This is a genomic window from Streptomyces sp. NEAU-W12, assembly GCF_026242095.1.
In the GTDB taxonomy this organism is placed as follows: domain Bacteria; phylum Actinomycetota; class Actinomycetes; order Streptomycetales; family Streptomycetaceae; genus Streptomyces.
In genome coordinates this window covers 1-24,694 of record NZ_JAPJDM010000018.1, presented here as the reverse complement: position 1 = coordinate 24,694, position 24,694 = coordinate 1, and the positions used below count along the sequence as shown (strand labels likewise).

Genomic DNA, 24,694 nt, shown 5'->3' with positions numbered 1-24,694 from the left:
GGAGTTCGCCGCCGACCCCTGCTGGGCGGACGAGGCGCACCGCCGGGTGCTGGCGCACTCCCCGCTGGCGTTCGACGCCTCCACCTACGAGCTGTGGGTGCCGCTGCTCGGCGGCGGCGAGGTCGTCATGGCACCGCCCGGCCCGCTCGACGTGCCCACGCTGCGGCAGGTCGTCGAACACGGCGCCGTCACGGCCGTGTTCTGCACCACCGCGCTGTTCCGGGTGATCGCCGAGGAGGACCCGCGGAGCCTGGCCGGAGTGCGGCAGCTGTGGACCGGCGGCGAGGCCGTACCGCCCGAGGCGGTCGTCCGGGTCCGCGCCGCCTGCCCCGGGCTGACCGTGCTGAACGTCTACGGCCCCACCGAGACCACGACGTTCGCGCTGCGCCGCCCCACCACCGATGCGGACGCCCGACGCACCAACCTGCCGATCGGGCGCCCGCTGGCGAACACCCGCGCCTACGTGCTGGACGAGCACCTCCAGCCCGTGCCGCCCCGGGTGGCCGGCGAGCTGTACCTCGCCGGAGCCGGCCAGGCGCGCGGCTACTGGAACCGCGCGGGCCTGACCGCCGAGCGCTTCGTCGCCGACCCGTTCGGCGCGCCGGGCAACCGGATGTACCGCACCGGGGACCTGGTGCGGTGGAACCCCGAGGGCGACATCGAGTTCCTCGGCCGGGTCGACAACCAGATCAAGCTGCGCGGCTTCCGCATCGAACTCGGCGCGGTCGAGGCCGTGCTCAGCCGCCACCCGGACGTGGCGCAGACGACCGTCGTCGTACGGGAGGACGCCGCCGGTGAGCGGCGCCTGCTCGCCTACGTCGTCCCGGCCGGCGACGAGCCCGCGCCCGCCGAGGACCTGCTCGCCCATCTGCGCGGCAGCCTGCCCGAGTACGCCGTCCCCTCCGCGGTCCTGACCGTCGACGGCTTCGTGCTCAACGCCAACGGCAAGGTGGACCAGAAGGCCCTGCCCGCCCCCGAGTCGGCGGCCCGGCCGCGTTCCCGCCCCGCGCGCACCCCGCGCGAGGAGATCATGTGCGGGACGTTCGCCGAGGTGCTGAGCGTGCCCGAAGTCGGCCTGGACGACGGCTTCTTCGCACTTGGCGGCCACTCCCTGCTCGCCACGCGCCTGGTGTCGCGGCTGCGCACCGCGCTGGGCAGCGAGGTCTCCATCCGCGACGTCTTCGACCACCCCACGGTCGCCGGGCTCAGCGAGGCCCTCGCCTCCCGCGCCGCCGCGCGCCCGCCGCTCGTCGCGGCCGTGCCCCGCCCGCCGGTGCTGCCGATGTCGTACGCGCAGCAGCGGATGTGGTTCTCCCACTACCTGGAGGGGCCGAGCGCGACGTACAACATCCCGTACGTGCTGCGGCTGACCGGCCCGCTGGACCTCGGTGCGCTGCGGGCGGCGCTGCGGGACGTCGTCACCCGGCACGAGAGCCTGCGCACGGTGTACGCCGACAGCCCCGGCGGCGCCTGCCAGCGGGTGCTCGACCCGGCGCTGCTGCCGGAGACCGAGCCCGAGCGGTGCGCGCCCGCGGAGCTCGACGACCGGCTGCGGGAGCTCGCCCGGTACGCGTTCGACCTCGCCGAAGAACTCCCGTTCCGCGTCACGCTGTTGGAGACGGAACGCGGCACCGGCTGGGTGCTGGCGCTCGTCGTGCACCACATCGCCGCCGACGGCTGGTCGCTGGCCCCGCTGACCCGCGACCTCTCCGCCGCGTACGCCGCCCGGTGCGCGGGCGGGGAGCCCGACTGGGAGCCGCTGCCGGTGGGTTACGCCGACTACGCGCTCTGGCAGCGCGAGGTGCTCGGCGCGGAGGACGACCCGGACAGCCTGCTGTCCCGTCAGTCCGCCTACTGGACGCGGCAGCTCGCCGGGCTGCCGGAGGTCCTCGACCTGCCCACTGACCGGCCGCGTCCGGCCGTCGCCTCCCACCGCGGCGCCGTCACCACCTTCACAGTCGACGTCGAACTACACGCCGCCGTAACGGAGTTGGCGCGCAGCAGCGGGACGACGGTGTTCATGGTCGTGCACGCCGTACTCGCCGCGCTGCTGACCCGGCTCGGTGCCGGCACCGACATCCCCCTCGGCACCCCCGTGGCCGGCCGCGACGACGACGCCACCCACGAGCTCGTGGGCTGCTTCGTCAACACGCTGGTCCTGCGCACCGACACCTCGGGCAATCCCACCTTCTCCGAGCTCCTGGACCGGGTGCGCGGCACCGACCTGGACGCCTACAGCCACCAGGACGTGCCCTTCGAGCGGGTCGTCGAACTGGCCAGGCCCGAGCGTTCCCGGGCCCACCACCCGCTGTTCCAGACGGCATTGACGGTGCGCCAGCCAGAGGAGAAGGCGGACAGGTTCGGCGGGCTGGACCTCGAGAGCTTCGAAGTCGACACCCGGCAGGCGAAGTTCGACCTGTTGCTCAGCCTGGAGGAGCTCGGCGACACGCGCGGCGCGGCCGGCATGGCGGGCGTGCTCCAGTACGCCACCGACCTCTTCGACGAGGCCACCGCCGTGATGATCGCCGACGCCCTGCGCCGGGTGCTCGCCCAGGTCGTCGCCGCGCCCGGCACCCGGCTGGGAGAGCTCCGGCTCCCGTCCTCCGCGGCGCAGTTGAACGCCAGCGTCATCGACGGGGCCGACGGCACCGACGGCCCCGTCGCGCCGGTGGAGCCGCGCACCTTCCCCGAGCTGTTCGCCCGGCAGGTCGCCGCCGCGCCCGACGCCCCCGCGGTCAGCGGCGAGGACCGCGAGCTCGGCTACGCCGCACTCGACGCCGCCGCCAACCGCGTGGCCCACCACCTCATCGCCCGCGGTATCGGAACCGAGGACCTGGTGGCCATCGCGCTGCCCCGCTCCGTCGAACTCGTCGTCGCCGTCCTCGCCGTGCACAAGGCGGGCGCCGCCTACCTGCCCCTGGACCCGGACTACCCCGCCGTCCGTATCGCCCACATGCTGCGGGACGCCGCCCCCGTGCTTCTGCTGACCACCGCGGGGCTGACCGAGGGCGCGCACTGGGACGGCGTACCGGTCGCCCTCTTCGAGGAACTGCCCGCCGGGCCGGACAGCGGCGCACCCGCCCACGCGCCCACCGGCGCCGACCGGATCAGGCCGCTGCACCCCGACCACCCGGCGTACGTGATCTACACCTCCGGATCGACGGGGCAGCCCAAGGGCGTCACCGTCACCCACCGCGGGCTCGCCGCCCTCGCCCGCACCCACCGGGAGCACCTCGGCGCGGGACCGGGCAGCAGCGTGCTCCAGTTCGCCTCGCTGAGCTTCGACGCCGCCGCGTGGGAGATCTGCATGGCCCTGCTGTCCGGCGGACGGCTCGTCGTCGCCCCCGCCGAACGCCTCGTGCCCGGAGAGCCGCTGGCGGCGCTGCTCGCCGAACGCGGCGTCACCCACGCCACCCTGCCGCCGTCCGCCCTGCCCGTGCTCGCCGACGGCGCGCTGCCCGACGGCATGGTGCTCGTGGTCGCCGGTGAGGCGGTCGGACCCGACCAGGTCGCCCGCTTCGCCCCCGGCCGCCGCATGGTGAACGCATACGGCCCGACCGAGACGACGGTCTGCGCGACGATCAGCGCACCGCTGCGCGGCGGCGAGCCCGTACCGCTCGGCCGGCCGGTCACCGACGCCCGCGTCTGGGTGCTGGACGGGTTCCTGCACCCGGTCCCGCCGGGAGTGGCCGGAGAGCTGTACGTCTCCGGGGCCGGTCTCGCCCGCGGCTACCGGGGGCGCCCCGCCCTCACCGCGGCGCGGTTCGTCGCCTGCCCCTTCGGGGAGCCGGGCGAGCGGATGTACCGCACGGGCGACCTGGTCAGATACACCCGGGAGGGCGCGCTGCTGTTCGTGGGCCGCGCCGACGACCAGGTCAAGCTGCGCGGCTTCCGCATCGAGCTCGGCGAGATCGAGTCCGTGGCCGCCGACCACCCCGCCGTGGAGCAGGCCGTCGCCGTGGTCCGCGAGGACCGGCCCGGCGACCGCCGCCTGGTGCTGTACACCGTGACCACCTGTGACGAGGCCGACCTCTCCGTCCACCTCGCCGACCTCCGCGCGCACCTCGGCGAGCGGCTGCCCGCCCACATGGTGCCCGCCGCCGTGGTGCCGCTGCCCGCCGTGCCGCTGACACCGAACGGCAAGGTCGACCGCAAGGCGCTGCCCGCACCCGACTGGGAGTCCGGCACGGGCTCCCCGCGCCGCCCCCGCGACGCCCGCGAGGAGCTGCTCTGCTCCCTGTACGCGGAGGTCCTCGGCCTGGAGGAGGTCGGGATCGACGACGGCTTCTTCACCCGCGGCGGCGACAGCATCATGAGCATGCGGCTGGTCTCCCTCGCCCGCCGCGCGGGTGCGTCCCTGTCGGTGCGCGACGTCTTCGAGCACCCGACCGTCGCCCGCCTCGCCGAGGTGGCCGACTGGTCGGGCCGCGGCACGGACGAGGCCGCGGACGACGACGGCACCGGCCGCTTCCCGGCGCTGCCGATCGTTTCCTGGCTGCTCGAACGCGGGGGTGACTGGCGGGAGTTCAACCAGTCCCAGGCCGTACGCACCCCCGTCGGGCTCGACGAGGCGACGCTGCGCACCGCGCTCCAGTCCCTCCTCGACCGGCACGACGTCCTGCGTTCCCGGCTGGTCCCCGCCGAGGCGCTGGACGCGCTCCCCGAGCTGGACGTACGACTCGCCGGTGCCGTGCCGGCCGGCTCCTGTCTGGACCGCGTCGAGGTGCCCGCGGGCACCGGGGACGCGGAGTGGCCGCGGCTGCTGTCCGAGCACGCCGACCGCGCCCGGCGCCGACTCGACCCGGCCGAGGGCGACATGCTCCGCTGCGTGTGGCTCGACGCGGGCCCGGACGCGCCCGGCGCGCTGGTCCTCGTCGCCCACCACCTGGTCGTCGACGGAGTGTCGTGGCAGGTGCTGCTGCCCGACCTCGCCGAGGCCGTACGCGGCGCCGCGGACGGCGGGACGCCCCCCGCACCCGTCGGGACGTCCGTACGCCGCTGGTCGCAGGAGATCGCCCGGCAGGCCACGACCGACGAGCGGACCGCCGAACTCCCCTGGTGGGAAGCAGTGCTGGAGTCCCCGAGCCCGGTCGCCGACGGGACGCTCGACAGCGGCGTCGACACCTACGGCACCGCGGGCGTGCACACCGTCACACTGCCCGAGGACGTCTCGCGGACCCTGCTCGACCGGGTGCCGGGACTGCTCCGGGCCAACGCCGAGGAGGTCCTGCTCGCCGGACTCGCCCTCGCACTGGACCGCTGGGCACCGCACGACGGCGGCGACGGCTGGGTCGTCGACCTGGAGGGCCACGGGCGGCACGAGGAACTGCTGCCCGGCGCCGACCTGTCGCGGACCGTCGGTTGGCTCACCACGCTCCACCCCGTACGCCTCGCGGCCGGGAACCAGCCGTGGCAGGAGTCCGGTCCGGGAGAGACCGCCGTGGGCGCCGCGCTCAAGCGCGTCAAGGAGCAGCTGCGCGCCACCCCGGGCAACGGCGCGGGCTTCGGCCTGCTCCGCCACCTGAACCCCGGGACCGCGGAAGCCCTGCGCCGACTCGAAGCCCCCCAGCTGGCGTTCAACTACCTCGGCAGGTCCGCCGTCGTGCCCGGCGCGGCCACCGACTGGCAGCCGGTCGCCGCCGGTGTGGCCGGACCCGGACCGCACACCCCGCTCAGCCACGTCGTCGCCGTCAACGCCGGTGCCGAGGACGGCGGCGACGGGCCGCGCCTGCGCGCCCACTTCAGCTGGGCACCCCGGCTGATCACGCGGCAGCGCGTGGAGGAACTCGCCGGGTTGTGGGCGTGTGCGCTGGCGGCGATCGCCGCGTACGCCGACGCACCGCACTTTGGCGGGCTCACCCCGAGCGACCTGGCCGACCCGACCCTCGACCAGGCCGAGATCGAGCAACTCGAGGCGGCCCACCCCGGGGTGGAGGACGTGCTCCCGCTGTCCCCGCTCCAGCGCGGCATGCTCTTCCACCACCTCTACGACGACACCGGCACCGACGTCTACACCGCGCAGCTCGCCTTCGACCTCGACGGCGACGTGGACCGCGACCGGCTGCACGCCGCCGCGGGCGCCCTGCTGCGGCGCCACCCCAACCTGCGGGCCGGCTTCGTGCAGCGGGACTCGGGGGAGTGGTGCCAGGTGGTGACCCGCACCGTGCGGGTGCCGTGGCGCGACGAGGACGTCTCCGGCGCCGCCGACCCGCAGGCCGCCGCCGAGGAGCTGACGGCCGCCGCCCGCTGGGAGCCGTTCCCGCTGGACGCGCCGCCGCTGGCTCGGTTCACCCTGATCCGGCTCGGGCCCGGCAGGTTCCGCTTCCTGATGGCCAACCACCACATCCTGTGGGACGGCTGGTCCGCGCCCGTCCTGCTGCGCGAGCTGCTGACCCTCTACCGCGACGGCGCCGACGAACGAGCCCTGCCGCCCGTGCCCCCGTACCGCGACCGGCTCGCCTGGCTCGCGGCCCGCGACCGGGACGCGGCCGAACGAGCCTGGCGGGAGGCCCTCGACGGGCTGCCCGAGCCCACGCTCCTGGCCGCCGACCGGGCCCGCGCCACCACCGTGCCCGAACAGCGGCACACCACCGTCGACCGGGAGACCACCGCGGCGCTCGGCGCGTACGCCCGCGAGTGGGGCGTCACGGTGAACACCGTGGTGCAGGCGGCCTGGGCGCTGGTGCTGTCCTGGACGACCGGCCGCGGCGACATCGTGTTCGGCGCCACCGTCTCCGGGCGCCCCGCCGACCTGCCGGGCGCGGAGTCGATGGTGGGGCTGTTCATCAACACCGTGCCCGTACGGGTGTCCCTGCGCCCCGCCGAAACCCTCCGCGGACTCGTGGAGCGGATCCAGCGGGAGCAGTCCGCGCTGCTGGAACACCAGCACGTGGGCCTCGTCGACATCCAACGGTGGTCGGGCCAGGGGGAGCTGTTCGACACCGCGCTGGTCTTCGAGAACTACCCCGTGGCACCTGACACCCTCTCCACCGACGGCAGCGGATTCCGGATCGCCGCCGTCCACGGCCGCGGCGCCACGCACTACTCGCTCGGCCTCGTCGTCGCCCCCGGCGACGAACTCGCGCTGCGCCTGGACTCCCAGCCCGACGTCGTCGACGCCGCACAGGCCGAGGCGACGCTGCGTCGGCTGACCACCGTGCTCCGCGGCCTCGCCACCGCCCCCGACCAGGCCTCCGGAACGCTGGACCTGCTGGACCGCGACGAGCGGCACCGCATCGTCGAGGAGTGGAACAGCGGCACCGGGCACGACCGGCCCGGCACCGTCCGCGACTGGGTCCACGAGCAGATCCGGCGCACCCCGCAGGCGTACGCCACCGTCAGCGGCGGCGACGCCCTGACGTACGCGCAGCTCGGCGAGCGCGCCGACCGCCTCGCCCGCGTCCTGCGCGACCGCGGGGCCGGACCGGAGTCGTTCGTCGCCGTACTGCTGCCGCGCGGCGTCGACTTCGTGGCCGCGGTGCTCGCCGTGTGGAAGACGGGCGCCGCCTATCTGCCGATCGACCCCGACTACCCGACCGAGCGCATCGGCTACGTCCTCGACGACGCGAAGCCCGTGCTCGTACTGACCACCACGGACCTTCAGGAGAAGGTGGCGGGCGCCGCACCCTGCCTCGTGGTGGACACCCCGGGGTTCGCCGCCGAGGCCGACCGCCACGCGCCCGAACCGGTGGAGGTGCCGCAGCCGGGCACCGCCGCGGCGTATGTCATCTACACCTCCGGCTCGACGGGACGCCCCAAGGGCGTCGTGCTCGCGCACACCAACGTGGCCGCGTACGTCGGTTATTCGTCCCGGGAGTATCCCGACATGCGCGGGGTCGTCCTGGTCGGTTCCTCGGTGGCCTTCGACGCGACGGTCACCGGGCTGTTCACGCCGCTGGTCGTCGGCGGCTGCGTGTGGCTCGGCCGGTGGGACCCGAACGAGCCCGTCCCCGCCGCCGTCACGGAGGCCGGCGGAATTTCCGCCACCAAGATCACCCCCAGCCATCTGGCCGTGCTCTCGCTGCTGCCCGAGGAGATGTCGCCCTCCGGCACCCTCGTGATCGGCGGCGAGGCCCTCCAGGGCCCGGCGCTCGCGCGCTGGCGCGCCCAGCACCCCGGCGTACGGGTCGTCAACGCCTACGGTCCGACCGAAGCGACCGTCAACTGCTCGGAGTTCGCCCTCCGGCCGGGCGACCCCACGCCCACGGGGCCCGTACCGATCGGACGCCCCTACCCGCACGCTCGGCTGTACGTCCTCGACGCCGGCCTGCGCCCCGTACCGCCCGGCGTCGCCGGTGAGCTCTACATCGCCGACGCCCTGGTCGCGCGCGGCTACTGGGGCCGCGAGGGCCTGACCGCCGAGCGCTTCGTCGCCGACCCGTTCGGCGCGCCCGGCAGCCGGATGTACCGCTCCGGCGACCTGGTGCGCTGGACCGACGACGGCAACCTGGTGTTCGCGGGCCGCGTCGACGACCAGGTGAAGGTGCGCGGCCACCGGATCGAGCTCGGCGAGATCGAGTCCGTGCTCGCCGAACACCCCTCGGTGCGGCGGGCGGTGGTGATGGCGCGCGAGGACCGCCCCGGCAACCGGCGACTCGTCGCGTACGTCGCCTACACCGGCGCACCGGACCCGGCGGTGGCCGACCACCTGGACGAGCGGCTGCCCGACTACATGGTCCCCGCCGCCTGGGTCACCCTCGACACGCTGCCGCTCAACAGCAGCGGCAAGGTGGACCGCTCGAAGCTGCCCGCGCCCGAGTACGAGCGCACCGACGCGGGCCGCGCGGCGGACGGCCCGCGCGAGGAAGCACTGTGCGCGCTCCTCGCCGAGGTGCTCGGCGTCGCCGAGGTCGGCGTGGACGACTCGTTCTTCTCGCTCGGCGGCGACAGCATCGTCGCCATCCAGGTCGTCGGCCGCGCACGGCGCATCGGTGCGGACTTCTCCGTCCGGGACCTCTTCCAGCACCCCACGGTCGCCGAGCTCGCGGAGGTCGCGGAGTGGTCGGACGCCGACGGCGGGCGGGCCGCAGCCGAAGACGGCACCGGCGTCTTCCCACAACTGCCCGCCGCCCGCGCCCTGTTGGAACGCGGCGGCAACTGGGCCGGGTACAGCCACACCCAGGTCCTGCGGGCACCGGCAGGACTGGAGTGGACGGACCTGGTAACCGCCGTCCGGGCCGTACTGGACTGCCACGACGTGCTCCGCGCCCGTACCCGCCGCGACCCCGCGCTGGGCGAGGTCCTGGACGTCGCCCCGGCGGGCTCGGTCGACGCCGAGTCGGTGCTGACCCGCGTCGACGTCGAGGGCCGCGACGCGGAGGCCGTACGGGAGGAGCGCACGGCACGCGCCCTCGCCGCACGCGACCTGCTCGACCCGGCCGAGGGCCGCATGCTCGCCATGGTCTGGCTCGACGCGGGCCCTCTCGCCCCCGGCGAACTCGTCGTCGTCGCCCACCACATGGTCGTCGACGGCATCTCCTGGCGCGCCCTGCTGCCCGATCTGGCGCAGGCGGTCGATGGCGCCCGCAGAGGCGGCGCCCCCGCCGCGGCACTGCCCCCGGCGGGCACGTCGCTGCGCACCTGGTCGCAGGAGCTGGCCCGGCAGGCCACCACCGACCGCAGGATCGCGGAGCTGCCCCGGTGGGAGTCCGTGCTCGCCGCCGGGCGGCCAGTCGCCGACGGAGAGCTGGACCCCGCGCGGGACCTGCACAGCACCATGGGGCTGCTGACCGAGTCCCTGACGCCCGAGGTCACCGAGACCGTCCTCGTACGGGCGGCCGAACTGTTCCACGCGGGCGCCGAGGACGTCCTGCTGGCCGCCTTCGCCGCCGCTCTCTCGCACTGGCGGAGCCCGCTGGACGGTACGGGCTGCGTGGTGGACCTGGAGGGCCACGGCCGGCACGACGACTGGCTGCCCGGCGCCGAACTCTCCCGCACCATGGGCTGGTTCACGACCCTCTACCCGGTGGCCCTGGAGCCAGGCCATGTCAGCTGGCCGGACTTCACCTCCGGCGGGCCCGTCGTCGGGGACGTCATCAAACGCGTCAAGGAGCAGCTCCGCGAGGTACCCGACCACGGTGTGGGCTACGGCCTGCTGCGCCACCTCAATCCCGGTACCGCCGAGGCCCTGCGCGCTCACCCCGCGCCGCAGGTGGGCTTCAACTACCTGGGCCGGCTGCGCACCGCCGTCCCCGGGCGCGTACCGGACTGGCAGCCGCTGCCCGGCGCCCTCCCCGAAGGGGAACCGGACACCCCGATGAGCCACGTCGTGGAGCTCAACGCGGTCGCCGAGGAGACCGGGGGCAGCCTCCGGCTCCGCATGAACTTCAGCTGGGCACCCCGGCTGCTGACCCGCGAGGACGTCACCGCCCTCGCCCGGCTGTGCACCGACGCCCTCAACGGCGTCGCCGTGCACACCGAAGACCCCGGAGCCGGCGGACTCACGCCCTCCGACCTCTCCCTGGCCGACCTGAGCCAGCACGAGATCGAACTTCTTGACGCCGACTGGGGAGGCTCCGCATGAGCACGCCGCGCCGCAACATCGAAGACATCCTTCCGCTCTCCCCGCTCCAGGAGGGCATGCTCTTCCACAACATCCACGACGAGGGCCCCGCCGACCTGTACGTGCGGCAGCTCGCCGTCGACCTGCACGGCGAACTCGACCGCGACCGCCTGTACGCGGCGGCCGAGGCACTCCTGCGCCGGCACGCCAACCTGCGAATGGGCTTCCGCCACGAGGGCCTGTCCAAGCCCGTCCAGGTCGTCGCCCGGTCGGTGACCCTGCCGTGGCGCGACGAGGACGTCAGCGCCGAGACCGACCCCGAGGCCGCCGCCGGGAAGCTCGTGGAGGCGGACCGGTGGGCGCGGTTCGACCTGCGGCTGCCGCCGCTCGTGCGGTTCACCCTGATCCGCCTCGCCCCGGGCCGCCACCGGTTCTTGATGACCCACCACCACATCCTGTGGGACGGCTGGTCCTCCTCGGTGCTGTTGCGCGAACTCGCCGTCCTGCACCGGCAGTCCGGCGACGACCGCGGCCTCCCCAGGGTCCGCCCGTACAAGGAGTACCTGGGCTGGCTCTCCGGCCGCGACCGCGCGAGCTCCGAGCGGGCCTGGCGCCGCGCCCTGGACGGCGTGACCGGACCCACGCTCGCCGGGCCCGCGGGCGGAAGCCGCGTCGCCGCCGTACCCGAGACGCTCACCGCCACGCTCGACGCCGAGACGACGCGCGGACTCCAGCAGCGCGCACGGGAGCTCGGCGTCACCCTCAACACCCTGGTGCAGGCCGGCTGGGCCGTCGCGCTGGGCGCGCTCACCGGACGGCGGGACGTCGTCTTCGGCGCCACCGTCTCCGGCCGCCCCGCGGAGCTGCCCGGCGTGGAGACCATGGTGGGCATGTTCATCAACACCGTGCCGGTACGGGCCGTACTGGACCCGGCCGAGCCGCTGCGGGAGCTGCTGCTGCGGCTCCAGGCCGAGCACGCGGGCCTCGCCGACCACCACCACGTCGGCCTTGCCGACATCCAGCGCTGGGCCGGGCACCGCGAACTCTTCGACACCGTCACCGTCTTCGAGAACTACCCGTTCGACGGCGACGACGGCGGCACGTTCGACGACCTGAAGGTCACCGACGTCGAGGCGCAGAGCGCGACGCACTACCCGCTCTACCTCCTCGCCCTCCCCGGCGAGACCCTGACCCTGCACCTGAAGTACCAGCCGCACCTCGTCGACGCCGCCCTCGCCGGGCGGTACGCGCAGGCCCTGCGGAACGTGCTCACCACCGCCGCCGGCGACCCCGGCAGCCCGCTCGGCGGCATCCCGCTGCTGTCCGCCGAGGAGCGGCACACCCTCACCGACACCTGGAACCGCACCGGCACCCCCGCCGAACCCCACGACCTCACCGGCCTGTTCACCCGCCAGGCCGCCGCCACGCCCGACGCCCTCGCGGTCGTCGCCGACGACGGGCAGCTGACGTACGCCGAGCTGAACGAGCGCGCGGGCCGCCTCGCCCGGGTACTCGCCGCATCCGGCGTGGGCCCCGAGGCACCGGTCGGCGTGCTGCTGCCGCGCGGCACCGAACTGCTCGTCGCGCTGCTCGCGGTCTGGAAGGCCGGCGGCGCCTACGTACCGCTGGACCCGGCGCACCCCGCCGAACGCACCCGGCACATCCTCGGCGACAGCGCGCCCGTCCTCACCGTCACCACCGGCGCGCTCGCCGCACGCGTCCCGGGCACCGCCCTGCTCCTGGACGACCCCGGCACCGCCGCCCGCCTGCGCGACGCGGACCCCGGCGCCCCCGACGCCGACGTACCGCCGCAGTGCGCCGCCTACGTGATCCACACCTCCGGCTCCACGGGACTGCCCAAGGGCGTGGTCGTGTCGCGCGAGAGCGTCGCCGCGTACGTGGGTTACGCCGCGGGCGCCTACCCGGACATGACCGGAGTGACCCTCGTCGGCTCCTCCGTCGCGTTCGACCTGACCGTCACCGGCCTCATCACCCCGCTCACCGCGGGCGGCACGGTGTGGCTCGGCACCTGGGACGCCGACACCCCGGTCCCCGACGCCGTCACCGCCGCGGGCGGGGTGAAGCTGGCGAAGGTGACACCGAGCCACCTGCCCCTGCTCTCCCTGGTGCCGGAGGCGATGCGCCCCTCGGGCACGCTCGTCCTCGGTGGCGAGGCGCTCCAGGGCGCCGCGCTGGAGCGGTGGCGCGCCGACCGGCCCGGCGCGACCGTGGTCAACGCCTACGGCCCCACCGAAACCACCGTGAACTGCTGCCAGTTCGTGCTGGCACCCGGCGCCCCCACCCCCGCCGGGCCCGTGCCGGTGGGACGCGCGTTCCCGCACGCGAGGACGTACGTGCTGGACGACGGACTGCGCCCGGTGCCGCCCGGCGTCCCCGGCGAGCTGTACGTCGCCGGGTCCGGCGTCGCACGCGGCTACCGCGGTCGCCCGGGCCTCACCGCGGAACGCTTCGTCGCCGACCCGTTCGGCGCGCCGGGCACCCGGATGTACCGCACGGGCGACCTCGTGCGCTGGACCCCCGAGGGCGAACTCGTCTTCGTCAGCCGGGCCGACGACCAGGTCAAGGTACGTGGCCACCGCATCGAACTCGGTGAGGTCGAGGCCGCGTTGGAGCGCTGCACCGGCGTCGTACGGGCCGTCGCCGCCGTCCGCGAGGACCGCCCCGGCGACCAGCGGCTCGTCGCCTACGTGGTGCCGGCCGACGGCGGACGCCCCGCCGCGGACGTGCTCCGCGAGGCGGCGCAGTGGCTCCCCGAGTACATGGTCCCCACCGCCGTCGTCACGCTGGCGGAGGTCCCGCTGACCCCGAACGGCAAGGCGGACCGCAGGGCGCTGCCCGCCCCCGAGTGGGACGAGCCCGCCGCGGTCTCCGGCGCGCCCCGCACCCCGCAGGAGGAGATCGTCTGCGGGCTGTACGCCGAGATCCTCGGCCTGCCGTCCGTCGGCGTCGACGACGGGTTCTTCGCCAGGGGAGGCCACTCTCTGCTGGCGACCCGCCTGGTCTCCCGCGTCCGCGCCACCCTGGGCGTCGAACTCGCGCTGCGGGACGTGTTCGAGCACTCCACCCCCGCCGAGCTGGTCCGGCTCCTCGCCGAGCGGACCGACCGCCCCCGCACCCCGCTGCTTCCCGCGGCGTCCCGCCCCGCGCACGTACCGCTGTCCTTCGCGCAGCAGCGGCTGTGGTTCCTGTACGAGCTGGAGGGGCCGAGCCCGACGTACAACATCCCGCTGGCGCTGCGGCTCTCCGGCGAGCTGGACACCGCGGCCCTCAGCACGGCGCTGGCCGACGTCGCCGTGCGGCACGAGAGCCTGCGCACCGTCATCGCCACCACCGCCGACGGGCCCGCCCAGGTCCTGCTGGAGCGCGCCGAACCGCCCGTGGACATCCGGGACTGCGGCCGGGAGGAACTGCCGGCCGCCCTCGCGAGCGCCGCCGCGCACCCCTTCGACCTCACCGCCGAGGCGCCCCTGCGCGCCACCGTGCTGCGGCTCGCCCCCGCGGAGTGGGTGCTGGTGCTGGTCGTGCACCACATCGCCACCGACGGCTGGTCGATGGCGCCGCTGGCCCGCGACCTCACCCGCGCCTACACCGCCCGCGTGGGCGGCACCGCGCCGACGTGGGCGCCGCTGCCGGTGCAGTACGCCGACTACACGCTCTGGCAGCGTGCGCTGCTCGGCGACGACGCACGCGAGGAGCGTGTGGCGGACGTGGACGCCGACGACGGCCTGCTGGCCACCCAACTCGCCTACTGGCAAGAGCAGTTGGCCGGGCTGCCGGACGAGCTCGACCTGCCCGTCGACCGGCCGCGCCCGGCCGTCGCCTCGCACGAGGGCGCCCGGCTGCCGTTCGCCGTGCCCGCCGAGGTCCACGGGAAGCTGCGCGCGCTGGCCCGCAGCCGGGGCTGCAGCATGTTCATGCTGGTGCACGCCGCCGTGGCCGCGCTGCTGTCGCGGTTCGGCGCCGGGACCGACATCCCGGTCGGCGCCCCGATCGCGGGCCGCACCGACGAGAAGCTCACCGATCTGGTCGGCTTCTTCGTCAACACCCTCGTCCTGCGCACCGACCTGTCCGGCGACCCGACGTTCACCGAACTCCTCGCCCGGGCCCGCGTCACCGACCTCGCCGCCTACCAGCACCAGGACGTGCCGTTCGAGCACCTCGTCGAGACGCTGAACCCCACCAGGTCGCTGTCCCGGCACCCGCTGTTCCAGACGATGGTCACCTACAACAACCCCGGCGACCGTGCCGAGTCGGTGTCACTGCCCGGGCTGGAGGCCGAGGCGCTGGACATCGACGTCGCGACGGCGCGTTTCGACCTCACCGTCTCGCTCGCCGAACGCCCCGCCGCCGACGGCGGGGAGCCGCATCTGGCCGGTGCGATCGGCTACCGCACCGACCTCTTCGACCGGCAGACCGTCCAGGCCTTGATCCTCGGGCTCCAGCTGCTGCTCCGCCAGGTCGCCGACAGCCCGCACACCCCGCTGTCCGCACTCGACGTGCTCGACGCGGGCCAGCGGCAGCGGATGCTCGTCGACTGGAACACCCCGGTCGCCGACACCGTCCCCGAGACCCTGCACCCCGCGGTCGAGGCACACGCCGCCGCCACCCCCGACGCCGTCGCGGTCACCGACGGCACCGGCGCCCTGACGTACGGCGAACTCAACGCGCACGCCAACCGGTTGGCCCGCGTCCTCATCGACCGCGGCGTCGGCACGGGCGACTTCGTCGCCGTCGCGCTGCCCCGCTCGGCGGAGCTCGTCGTCGCGCTCCTCGCCGTCTGGAAGGCCGGCGGCGCCTACGTACCCCTCGACCCGGACTACCCGGCCGACCGCCTCCGCCGCACCCTCGCCGACGCCGGGCCCGCGCTGACCGTCACCACCGCCGAGCAGGCCGGGACGCTCGCCGCGCGCTCGCCGCTCCTGCTGCTCGACGACCCCGGCACCGCCGCCGCGCGGGCCGACGCGGACCCCGCGAACGTCACCGACGCCGACCGCACCCGGCCGCTCACCCCGGCCCACCCCGCGTACATGATCTACACCTCGGGCTCCACCGGCACCCCCAAGGGCGTGATGGTCGAACACCGCAACGTGGCGCGGCTGTTCCGCTCCACCGACCACTGGTTCGGCTTCGGCCCCGACGACGTGTGGACCCTCTTCCACTCCTACGCCTTCGACTTCTCCGTGTGGGAGCTGTGCGGCGCGCTGCTGCACGGCGGACGGCTCGTGGTCGTCTCGCACGCGCAGCGCACCTCGCCCGCCGACTTCCTCCGGCTGCTCGGCGACGAGGGCGTCACGATCCTCAGCCAGACCCCCTCGGCCTTCCACCAGCTGGCCGCCGCCGAGCGCGAGCACCCCGAGGCGGGCGCACGCCTGGCCCTGCGCCGCGTCGTCTTCGGCGGCGAACCGCTGGACACCCGCCGCCTCGCGGAGTGGTACGAGCGGCATCCGGCCGGCTCCCCGGTCCTGGTGAACATGTACGGCATCACCGAGACGACCGTCCACGTCACCCACCGGCCCCTCGACCCGGGCGTCGCCGCCGCGGCCCACACCGGCGTCATCGGAGAGCGCATCCCCGACCTGCGGGTGTACGTCCTCGACGGGGCCCTGCGGCCCGTACCGCCCTCCGTCGCGGGCGAGCTGTACGTCGCCGGTGCCGGTGTGGCCCGCGGCTACTGGCGCCGTCCCGCCCTCACCGCGTCCCGCTTCGTGGCCGACCCCTTCGCGCCGGGCGGCGGCCGCATGTACCGCACCGGCGACGTCGTCCGCTGGACCCGCCACGGCGAGCTGGAGTTCGTCGGGCGCGCCGACGACCAGGTCAAGATCCGCGGCCACCGCGTCGAACTCGGTGAGATCGAGGCCGCGCTGGAGGCCCACCCGGACGTCGCCGCGGCCGCCGCGACCGTGCGCGAGGACCGCACCGACGACCAGCGCCTGGTCGCCTACGTCGTGCCGCACCCCGGCGGCTCCGTACCGCCGCTGCGGGACTGGCTCGCCGAACGGCTGCCCGCCCACATGGTCCCCGCCGCCCAGGTGGACCTGGAGACCCTGCCGTTGACCCCGAACGGCAAGCTCGACCGGGCGGCGCTCCCCGCACCCCGGTACGACGCGCAGCCCGCCGCCCGCGCCCCCCGCGGCCCCGAGGAGGAGATCCTCTGCGGCCTCTTCGCCGAGGTGCTCGGCCTGGAAGAGGTCGGCGTCGACGACGGGTTCTTCGACATCGGCGGCCACTCGCTGCTCGCCACCCGCCTGGTCAGCCGCATCCGCTCCGCGCTCGGCGTCGAGGTGGCCATCAGGGACCTCTTCGACACCCCGACGGTCGCCGCGCTCAGCGCCCGTATCGGCTCCTCGCGCCGCGCCCGCACCGCCCTGCGCCGCGTCGTCCCGCGCCCCGAGACCGTCCCGGTGTCGTTCGCACAGCAGCGGCTGTGGTTCATCCACCGGCTGGAGGGGCCGAGCCCCACCTACAACATCCCGCTCGCCGTCCGCATGCGCGGCGCACTCGACGTCGAGGCGCTGCGGGCCGCCTTCGCCGACGTCGTCGCCCGGCACGAGAGCCTGCGCACCGTCTTCGCCGACGGCGACGACGGCACCCGGCAGATCGTGCTCCCCGCCGGGCGGGCCGTACCGGAGCTGGAGGTCCTGCCCACCGACGAGGCGAAGCTGCCCGAGGTCCTCGCCCGCCTCGCCCGGCACACCTTCGACCTCACCGGCGAACTCCCCGTCCGGGGCTGGCTGCTGCGCCTGGACGACGAGGGCACCGACTGGGTACTGGAGGTGATGCTGCACCACATCGCGGGCGACGGCTGGTCGCTCGGCCCGATGGTCCGCGACATGACCGCCGCGTACACCGCACGCCTGGCGGGGCACGCCCCGCAGTGGCCCGAACTGCCCCTGCAGTACGCCGACTACGCCCTCTGCCAACGCGAGAACCTCGGCTCCGAGGACGACCCCGACAGCGTCCTGTCCAGCCAGCTCGACTACTGGCGCGAGCGCCTCGCCGAGCTGCCCGACGAGCTCGCCCTGCCCTTCGACAGGCCCCGCCCGCCGGTCTCCTCCTACCAGGGGCGCAGGGTGCCGTTCACCGTCTCCGCCGAGCACCACGCCGCACTGGCCGCGCTCGCCCGCGAACACGGCTGCAGCCCCTTCATGGTCGTGCACGCGGCCGTCGCCACGCTGCTCTCCCGACTGGGAGGCGGCACCGACATCCCGCTCGGCTCGCCCATCGCCGGACGCACCGACGACGCGCTCAGCGAACTGGTCGGCTTCTTCGTCAACAGCCTCGTGCTGCGCACCGACCTCTCCGGCAACCCCACGTTCGCCGAACTGCTCGAACGCGTACGGGAGACCGACCTCGCCGCCTACGCCCACCAGGACGTGCCGTTCGAGCGGCTCGTGGACGTGCTCAACCCCTCGCGGTCGCTGGCACGGCACCCGCTGTTCCAGACGATGATCGCGTTCAACAACACCGACAAGGCCATGGCGAAGGCCGCGCTCGCCGACTTCCCCGGCATGACGGTCACCCCCACCGAGATCGAGACCACCGCCTCCAAGTTCGACCTCGCGTTCTTCTTCGTCGAGGGCGGCGGCGAGGGCGCGACCCCCGGGTTCCAGTGCGTCCTGGAGTACAGCAGCGACGTCTTCGACCAGGAGACCGCGGACCGGATCATCGCCGGGCTGCACCGGGTGCTGGACCAGGTCCTCACCCGTCCCGAACTCCCGGTCGACGACGTGGACCTGCTCGACCCAGCCGAGCGCACCCGGCTCCTCACCGAGTGGAACGACACCGGCCGCACCGCCCCCGAGCTCTCCGTGCCGGAGGCCTTCGCCGCCGTCGCGTCCACCGCGCCCGACGCGGTCGCCGTCACCGCGGGCGACGAGGAGCTCAGCTACGCCCGGCTCGACCAGCTCTCCGACCGCCTCGCCGCCGTGCTCACCGCCCGCGGCGTCACCGCCGAGACACCCGTCGCCGTGGCGATGGAACGCGGCGTCCTCGTCCCCGTCGCCCTGCTCGCCGTCCTCAAGGCCGGCGGCGCCTACGTACCGCTGCGGCCCACCGACCCGGCGGGCCGCGTACGCCACCTCCTGACCGAGACGTCGGCCGCCCTCGCGCTCGTCGACCCCGTACACGCCGCGGCCGCGCAGGAGTGGGGCGTCGAGACGCTCGACCCGCACGCCGTGCTCGACGCCGAGCCCACCGGCGCCCCCGCCCCGCGCACCGCCGTCCCCGCCACGGGGCTGGCGTACGTGATGCACACCTCCGGCTCGTCGGGCGTCCCCAAGGGCGTCGCCGTGACCCACCGCGACATCGTCGCCCTCGCCCGCGACCCGCGCTGGCGGGAAGGCCAGGAACGCGTACTCGCCCATTCGCCCATGGCGTTCGACGCCTCGACGTACGAGCTGTGGGTACCGCTGCTCACCGGCAACCGGATCGTGTTCGCCCCGCCCGGCGACGTCGACGTGGCGGTCCTCGCCGAGACCGTCTCCCGCCACGGGGTCACCGGACTGTGGCTGACGGCCGGCCTGTTCCGCGTGGTCGCCGAGGAGGAGCCCACCGCGCTGTCCGGCGCCCGCCGCGTGTGGACCGGCGGCGACGTCGTGTCGCCCACCGCCGTCGCCCGGGTCCGCGCGGCCTGCCCCGACCTGGTCGTCGTCAACGGCTACGGGCCGACCGAGACCACCACGTTCGCCCTCAGCCACCTCATCGCCGACGACGAGACCGGCGCCGCGGCCGTACCCGTCGGACGGCCGCTGGCCGGGATGGCCGCGTACGTCCTCGACCACCGGCTGCGCCCCGTGCCCGCCGGCGTCGCGGGAGAGCTCTACCTCGCCGGCGCAGGCGTCGCCCGCGGCTACCACGAGCGGCCCGTGGCCACCGCCGAACGCTTCGTCGCCAACCCCTTCGGGCCCGCGGGCGAACGGCTCTACCGCACCGGCGACCTCGTACGGTGGAACCGCGGCGGCGAGATCGAGTTCCTCGGCCGCGCCGACGACCAGATCAAGCTCCGCGGCTTCCGCGTCGAACTCGGCGAGGTCGAGGCCGCGCTCGCCGCCCACCCCGCCGTCGCGCACGCCGCCACCGTGGTCCGCGAGGACCGGCCCGGCGACCGCCGCCTGGTCTCCTACGTCGTCCCGGCCCGCCAGGTCGAGGTCGACGAGTCCGCGTCCACCGACGTCGTCGGCGCCTGGCACGAGGTGTACGAGGACCTCTACCGGCCCGATCTCGAAACCCCCGCGTTCGGCCAGGACTTCCGCGGCTGGCACTCCAGCTACGACAACGCCCCGCTGCCGCTCGCCGAGATGCGCACCTGGCGGCGGGCCACCGTCGACCGCATCCGCGAACTGCGGCCCCGCCGCGTCCTGGAGATCGGTGTCGGCAGCGGACTGATCCTCGCCGAGCTCGCCCCCGACTGCGAGAGCTACTGGGGCACCGACTTCTCTGCACCGGCCGTCGCCCGCCTCACCGACGAGGTCGCCGCCGTGCCCGGGCTCGCGGACAAGGTCGAACTCCGCGTCCAGGACGCCGCCGACGTCACCGGGCTGCCGCAGGGCTACTTCGACACGATCGTCATCAACTCCGTCGTGCAGTACTTCCCCGGCGCCGACTACCTCACCACCGTCCTCGACCGCGCACTGGACCTGCTCGCACCCGGCGGCGCCGTCCTCGTCGGCGACGTCCGCAACCTCCGGCTCGCCCGCCTCTTCCACAGCGCCGTCCAGCTGGCCCAGGCCGACCCGGCCACCCAGCTGCCGGCACTGCGCCCGGCCGTCGACCGCGCCGTCCTCTTCGACAACGAACTCCAACTGGACCCGGACTACTTCGCCGACTGGGCGCAGAGCGACCCCCGCGTCCAGGCCGTCGACATCCGGGTCAAGCGCGGCGACTACCACAACGAACTCAGTCGCTACCGCTACGACACCGTCCTGCACACCTCCGCCGCGGCGCCCGCCTCCGCGCTGCGCAGCCTCGACTGGGGCACGGACGTCGGCGACGAGGAGACATTCGCCACCCTGCTGAAGGCCGCCGCCGCCGAGGGCACCCGGCTGCGCCTGCGCTCCGTACCCGGCGACCGGCTCACCCCCGACCTGGCCGTCACCCGCGCCCTGGCACGCGCCGAGCGGCACACCACCGCCGCCGAACTCCGCACCGCGGCCGACGCGTCCGCACCCGGCGTCGACATCGAGGCGCTCGCCGCGCTGGGCGAACGGCACGGCCTGGTCACCGCGCTCACCTGGTCCACGACCGGCGAGGACGGCCACGTCGACGTGCTCTGCCAACCAGCCGAGCAGGGAAGGCAGTTCCCCGACGGGTACGTCCCCGCCACACTGGTGCCGCGCTCCCGCCGCGCCAACGACCCGATGAGTGTCAGCGACGTGAAGTCCCAGCTCGCGAACCTCGACGCCTACCTCCGCGAACGCCTGCCGGACTACATGGTCCCGGCCGCCACCGTCGTCCTCGACGGGCTGCCGCTCACCGCCAACGGCAAGGTCGACCGCAGGGCGCTCCCCGCACCTGAGTGGGAGAGCGCCGCCGGGAGCAGCCGCGCCGCGGCCGGCACCCGCGAGGAACTCCTGTGCGGGCTCTTCGCCGAGGTCCTCGGGCTCACCTCCGTCGGCGTGGAGGACGGCTTCTTCGAGCTGGGCGGCGACAGCATCCTCGCCATCCAGCTCGTCTCCCGTGCCCGCCGCGCCGGGATCGGACTGTCCGTACGCGACGTCTTCGAGTACGGGACCGCCGCCGCCCTCACCGAGATCGCGGACTGGTCCGGCCAGGACGCCGCCGACGCCGAGGACGAGCCGACCGGCGAGTTCACACCCCTGCCGATCGTGTCCTGGCTCGTCGAACGAGGCGGCGCCTGGCGCGAGTTCAACCAGTCCCAGGCGGTGCGCACCCCCGCCGGCCTCACCGAACACGCCCTGTGCACCGGCATCCAGCGCGTACTCGACCACCACGACGCCCTGCGCACCCGGCTCACCCTCGCGCCCGACCTCGTCGCCGAGGTGCGGCCCGCCGGCAGCGTCGCCGCCGACGAGTGCGTCTCTCGGGTGGACGCCTCCGGTTGCGCGGACGAGGACGCCTGGTTCGCCCTCGCGTCCGCCGAGGCCGTACGGGCCCGCGGCACGCTCGACCCGGAGGCCGGCGCGATGGTGCGCTGGGTGTGGCTCGACGGCGGACCGGGCGCCGCGGGCGTCCTGGTCGTCGTCGCCCACCACCTCGTCGTCGACGGAGTGTCCTGGCGCGTACTGCTGCCCGACCTCGCCGAGGCGGTCGGCAGCGGCGGCGCGGCGCTCACCCCGGTCGGCACCTCGGTGCGGCGCTGGTCGACGCAGCTCGCCGCCCAGGCCGAGTCCCCGGACCGGCTCGCCGAACTCCCCTGGTGGGAAGGGATGCTCGCGCAGAGCGCACCGCTCGCCGAAGGGACACTCGACCCCGAGCGGGACACCTACGCCACCGCCGGCACCTGCACCGTCGAGGTCCCGGCCGACGTCTCCCGCCTCGTCCTCACCGAAACAGTGGGGCTGTACAACGCGGGCGTCGACGACGTCCTGCTCACCGCCCTCGCCCTGGCCCTCACCCGCTGGTCGCCCCGCCCCGCGGACCACGGCTGGGTGCTCGACCTGGAGGGCCACGGCCGGGACGAGGACTTGGTCCCCGGAGCCGAACTGTCCCGTACGGTCGGCTGGTTCACCACCATGTACCCCGTACGCATCGACGCGGGCGACGCCGCCTGGCACGAGGTCACCGCCGGCGGCCCCGCCGTCGGCACCGCGCTGAAGCGGGTCAAGGAGCAGCTGCGCGGCACCCCGGGCAACGGCGCCGGGTACGGCCTCCTCCGCCACCTCGCCGCCGGAGCCGCGGACACGCTCCGCGCGCACCCGGTCCCGCAGCTCGGCTTCAACTACATGGGCCGCTTCACCGCCGCGTCCGCGTCCGCCTCCGCCGACTGGGGCGTCCTCGCAGGCGGTGTCGCCGGGCAGCCCGAGCAGACCCCGCTCGCGCACGTGCTCGACGTCAACGCCGTCGCCCGCCAGGACCAGGACGGCGGGCTCGCGCTCCGCGCCACCTGGACCTGGGCCGACCGACTCCTCGACGGAGCGGACATCCGCGCCCTCGCCGACCTGTGGGCTGAGGCGCTGGCCGGACTCGCCGCCCACACCACCACTCCGAGCGCCGGTGGACTCACCCCCACCGACGTCACCGACACGACGCTGACACAGGACGAACTCGACGACCTTGAGCTCGACCTGGCCGACGACTGGGAGAACGACGCATGACCAAGCCGGCCCGGAACATCGAGGACGTCCTGCCGCTGTCCCCGCTCCAGGAGGGCATGCTCTTCCACAGCGTCTACGACGACGCGGGCCCGGACGTCTACACGGCGCAGCTGCGCTTCGACCTCGTGGGCGACGTCGACCGCGACCGCCTGCACGCGGCCGCCACCGCGCTGCTGCGCCGCCACGCGAACCTGCGCGCCGCCTTCGTCCAGCGCAAGTCCGGCGAATGGTCGCAGGTGATCGCCGCCACCGTACGGGTGCCGTGGCGCGACGAGGACGTCAGCGGCGCCGACGACACCGAGGCAGCCGCCGCCGAACTGGCCGAGGCCGCCCGCTGGGAGCGCTTCGACCTGCGCAGGCCGCCGCTGCTGCGCTTCCTGCTCATCCGCCTGGGCAGCGGCCGCTACCGGCTCGTCCTGACCAACCACCACATCCTGTGGGACGGCTGGTCCCTGCCCATCCTGTTGCGCGAACTCCTCGTCCTCTACCGGCAGAACGGCAGCGACCGCGGCCTGCCCCGCGTACGCCCGTTCAAGGAGTTCCTGCGCTGGCTCTCCGCACGCGACCGCGAGGAGTCCGCACGGCTGTGGCGCGAGGCGATGGCGGGCTTCGAGGAGCCCACCCTGCTCGCGCCCGACCGCGACCGCGCGACGCACGTCCCCGAGCAGCTCTCGACGGCCGTCGACGCCGCGACCACCCGCGCACTCGCGCAGTGCGCCCGCGACTGGGGCGTCACCCTCAACACGGTGACCCAGGCCGCCTGGGCGCTCGTCCTGTCGAGCATGACCGGCCGCACCGACGTGGCCTTCGGCAGCACCGTCTCGGGCCGGCCCGCGGACCTGCCCGGCGTCGAGACCATGATCGGCCTGTTCATCAACACGGTGCCCACGCGCGTCGTGCTTGAACAGCGCGAAAACCTACGCGAGTTGGTGACCCGAGTTCAAAAGGAGCAGTCCCGCCTCGTCGAGCACCAGCACGTCGGACTCGCCGACGTCCAGCGCTGGTCCGGCCACGGAGACCTCTTCGACACGGCGCTGGTGTTCGAGAACTACCCGGTCGACAGCAGCGGTGTCGCAGAGGACGCGGCCGACGAGGGCTTCCGCGTCGTCGACGCCGACGCCTCGGACGCCACGCACTACCCGATGAGCCTCATCGTCGCCCCCCGCGACGAACTGGGCCTTCGGCTCGGCTACCAGCCCGACGTCGTCTCGGCTGCCGACGCGTGCGCGACACTGGACCGCCTCGTCCAGGTGCTCCGGCAGATCAACACGACCCCCGACCGCCCCGTCTCGGCCGTGGAACTGCTGTCGGCCGAGGAGTCCGAGCGTGTGGTGCGGGTGTGGAACGAGACGGATGTGGTTGTTCCGTCGGGTTCGTTGGTGGAGTGGTTCGAGGCTCGGGTGGGGGAGCGGGCGGATGCGCTCGCGGTGGTGTGTGGTGAGGAGCGGGTCGCGTACGGGGAGTTGAACGGGCGGGTCAACCGCCTTGCGCGGCTGCTGGTGGATCGTGGTGTGGGTGTGGGTTCTGTGGTGGGGGTGGTGTTGCCGCGTTCGGTGGATCTGGTGGTGACGTTGTTGGCGGTGTGGAAGGTCGGGGGTGTGTATGTGCCGTTGGATCCGGAGTTCCCGGAGGAGCGGTTGGCGTATGTGGTGGGAGATGCCGACCCGTTGGTGACCGTCACGGTGAAGGATCTGGTGCCGCGCCTGCCGGAGCATGCGCGTTGTGTGGTGCTGGATGATGCCGTTGTGGTGGGGGAGTTGGCGGGTTGCGGGTCGTCGGATGTGGGGGTTTCGGTTTCTTCTGAGGCTGCGGCGTATGTGTTGTACACGTCGGGTTCGACGGGGCGGCCGAAGGGTGTGGTGGTGTCTCGGGGTGCTTTTGAGAATTTTGTGGTGGGGAT

The 24,694-nt window shown here is 74.4% G+C and carries 3 protein-coding genes (1 of these 3 cut by a window edge); all 3 read left to right on the top strand.

What is annotated here, in order from left to right; translation table 11 throughout:
* Positions 1–10,522: the 3' portion of a non-ribosomal peptide synthetase gene (locus ORI94_RS22405; protein WP_266078499.1), read on the top strand. It extends 5,111 nt beyond the left edge of the window; only the last 10,522 of its 15,633 coding nucleotides appear in the window; its start codon lies off the left edge, out of view; its stop codon occupies positions 10,520–10,522.
* On the top strand, positions 10,519–22,794 hold the full coding sequence (locus tag ORI94_RS22400) for a non-ribosomal peptide synthetase (RefSeq protein ID WP_266078497.1): 12,276 nt from the start codon (positions 10,519–10,521) through the stop codon (positions 22,792–22,794). Before ORI94_RS22405 ends, ORI94_RS22400 begins: the two co-directional genes overlap by 4 nt.
* On the top strand, positions 22,791–24,694 hold a 1,904-nt coding region (locus ORI94_RS22395), incomplete at its 3' end, for a condensation domain-containing protein (RefSeq protein WP_266078495.1). The genes ORI94_RS22400 and ORI94_RS22395, both read left to right, overlap by 4 nt.